The following is a 2,858-nucleotide window of genomic DNA, read 5'->3' on the forward strand; positions in this document are numbered from 1 at the left end:
GCCCGCCCCGCCGGCCGCCCCGCGCCCCGGCCGCGGCCCAGGGCGCGCACCATCAAGCTCGGCAGCCCCCGGCCCCGGCTGCGCCTCGTCTCGCTCGGTCTGACCCTCGTCATGCTGGCCTTCGTGGTCCGGCTGCTCCAGGTCCAGGCCGTCGACGCCGCCGCGTACGCGGCCAAGGCCGAGGAGCACCGCTACCAGGAGTACACGCTCACCGCCGACCGCGGCGAGATCACCGACCGGGCCGGCATCGCGCTGGCCGCCAGCGTCGACGCGTACGACATCACCGCCGACCCCAAGCTCTTCACGCCCGAGGACAGCAAGCGGACGGACGCCCCCGAGCAGGCCGCCGCGCTCCTCGCGCCGATCCTCGGCAAGCAGCCCGCCGAGCTGGCGAAGAAGCTGCGCACCCCCAAGTCCCGCTACGCGCTGCTCGCCCGCCGGCAGACCCCGCAGGTCTGGAACCAGATCAAGGACCTGAAGAAGGTCTACGCGCAGAAGTCCCGGCCCTCCCAGGGCGGCAACGGGATCAACCTGCTCGGCGGCATCCTCAGCGAGCGCAGCACCAAGCGCGTGTACCCGAACGGCGAACTCGCCGCCGGGATACTGGGGTACGTCAACGCCGCGGGCCGCGGCGCGGGCGGCCTGGAGTCCATGCTCGACAAGGAGCTGGCCGGCAAGGACGGCAAGATCCGCTACGCGCAGTCCGGCGGCCGTGAGGTGCCGACCGCCGGCTCCCGCGGCGCCCCGGCCGTGCCGGGCGCCGACATCGAGCTCACCATCGACCGGGACATCCAGTGGGCCGCCCAGCAGGCCATCACCGAGCAGGTGAAGAAGTCCCGGGCCGACCGCGGCTACGTGATAGTGCAGGACACGAAGACCGGCGAGGTGCTGGCCATGGCCAACGCCCCCGGCTTCGACCCGAACGACCTCAGCCAGGCTGACTCCGCCGCCATGGGCAACGCCGCCCTCCAGGACGCGTACGAGCCCGGCTCCACCGCCAAGGTCATGTCCATGGCCGCGGTGCTCGAGGAGGGCGTGGCAGCCCCCGGCACCCATGTCACCGTCCCCAACCGGCTCCACCGCGGCGACCGGCTCTTCAAGGACGACATCGACCACGCCACCTGGTACCTGACCCTCAACGGCGTCCTCGCCAAGTCCAGCAACATCGGCACCATCCTGGCCACCGGCCAGCTCGGGGACACCCAGCCCGAGGCGAACAAGGTCCTCCACTCGTATCTGCGCAAGTTCGGCATCGGCAGCCAGTCCGGGCTCGGCTACCCCGGGGAGACTTCCGGCATCCTCGCCGCGCCGCAGAAGTGGTCCACCTCGCAGCAGTACACGATCCCCTTCGGCCAAGGCCTGTCCATCAACGCGATGCAGGCCGCCTCCGTCTACTCGACCATCGCCAACGGCGGCGTACGGATCGAGCCGACGCTGGTCCGCGGGACCAAGGGGCCCGACGGGAGCTTCACCCCGGCCGCCGCGCCCCAGCAGACCCGGGTGGTCAGCGAGAAGACCGCGAAGACCCTCGCGCAGATGCTGGAGTCGGTGGTCGGCGACGAGGAGGGCACCGGCACCAAGGCCGCCATCCCCGGCTACCGGGTCGCGGGCAAGACCGGAACGGCCAACCGGGTCGACCCGGAACTCGGCCGCTACAAGGGCTACACGGCCTCCTTCGCTGGCTTCGCGCCCGCCGACAAGCCCCGCATCACCGTCTACTGCGCCATCCAGAACCCCACCAAGGGCAGCTACTTCGGCGGACAGATCTGCGGCCCCATCTACAAGCAGGTCATGGAGTTCGCCCTCAAGACCCTGCACGTCGCCCCGACCGGCGCCGAACCGCCCCGGATGCCGGTCGCCTTCACACCCTGATCCGGCGGGAGCACCAGTGAGAACGATCACCTCCGATTCCGCGAACCGGAAGCCCGACCCCCACACCCCCGAGGGTCCATTTAGCCCTGCGCAGGGTGCGCCCGGTACGCTCACCGCCGTGCCACAAGCTGATCAGTACCGAACCGCCCCGCCCCGCCCGGCGCGGCTCTCCCCGACCCCGCTCGGCGAGCTGGCCGCCCGGCTGGGCGTCGAGAGCGTGGGCCAGGCCGACGTGACGGGCATCACCCACGACTCGCGGGCGGTACGCCCCGGGGACGTGTACGCGGCCCTGCCCGGCGCACGGCTACACGGCGCCGACTTCGCGGCCCAGGCCGCAGGCCTCGGCGCCGTCGCGATCCTCACCGACCCGAGCGGCGCCGAGCGCGCCGCGGCGACCGGCCTGCCGGTCCTGGCGGTCGAGGACCCGCGCGGCCGGATGGGAGAGCTCGCCGCCGAGATCTACGGCCGCCCCGGCGCCGACCTGCTCCAGATCGGCATCACCGGCACCTCCGGCAAGACCACCACGGCGTACCTCGTCGAGGGCGGGCTGAAGGCCGCCGGCCACCGGACCGGGCTCATCGGCACCGTCGAGATGCGGATCGGCGACGAGCGCATCAAGTCGGAGCGCACCACCCCCGAGGCCACCGACCTCCAGGCGCTGTTCGCGGTCATGCGCGAGCGCGGCGTCGACTCGGTCGCCATGGAGGTCTCCAGCCACGCCCTCGTGCTCGGCCGGGTCGACGGCTGCGTCTTCGACGTCGCCGTCTTCAACAACCTCAGCCCCGAGCACATGGAATTCCACTCCGGCATGGAGGACTACTTCCAGGCGAAGGCGCAGCTGTTCACGCCGAAGCGCAGCAGGCTCGGGGTCGTGAACTTCGACGACGAGTACGGCCGCAGGCTCCTCAAGGAGGCGTCCGTACCGGTCACCAGCTTCTCCGCCGAGGGCCACCCGGACGCCGACTGGCGGGCCGAGGACGTCGTCC

The 2,858-nt window shown here is 72.0% G+C and carries 2 protein-coding genes; both read left to right on the forward strand.

The annotated features are described in order from the left end of the window. Nucleotides 1-1,872 (forward strand): peptidoglycan D,D-transpeptidase FtsI family protein (locus tag VIU94_RS20205; RefSeq protein WP_331913239.1); only part of this gene is annotated, 1,872 nt, incomplete at its 5' end. Nucleotides 1,873-1,888: 16 nt separating this feature from the next. Further along, nucleotides 1,889-2,858 (forward strand): Mur ligase family protein (locus VIU94_RS20210; protein WP_414720977.1); only part of this gene is annotated, 970 nt, incomplete at its 3' end.

This window comes from Streptomyces sp., assembly GCF_036566765.1.
In the GTDB taxonomy this organism is placed as follows: domain Bacteria; phylum Actinomycetota; class Actinomycetes; order Streptomycetales; family Streptomycetaceae; genus Streptomyces.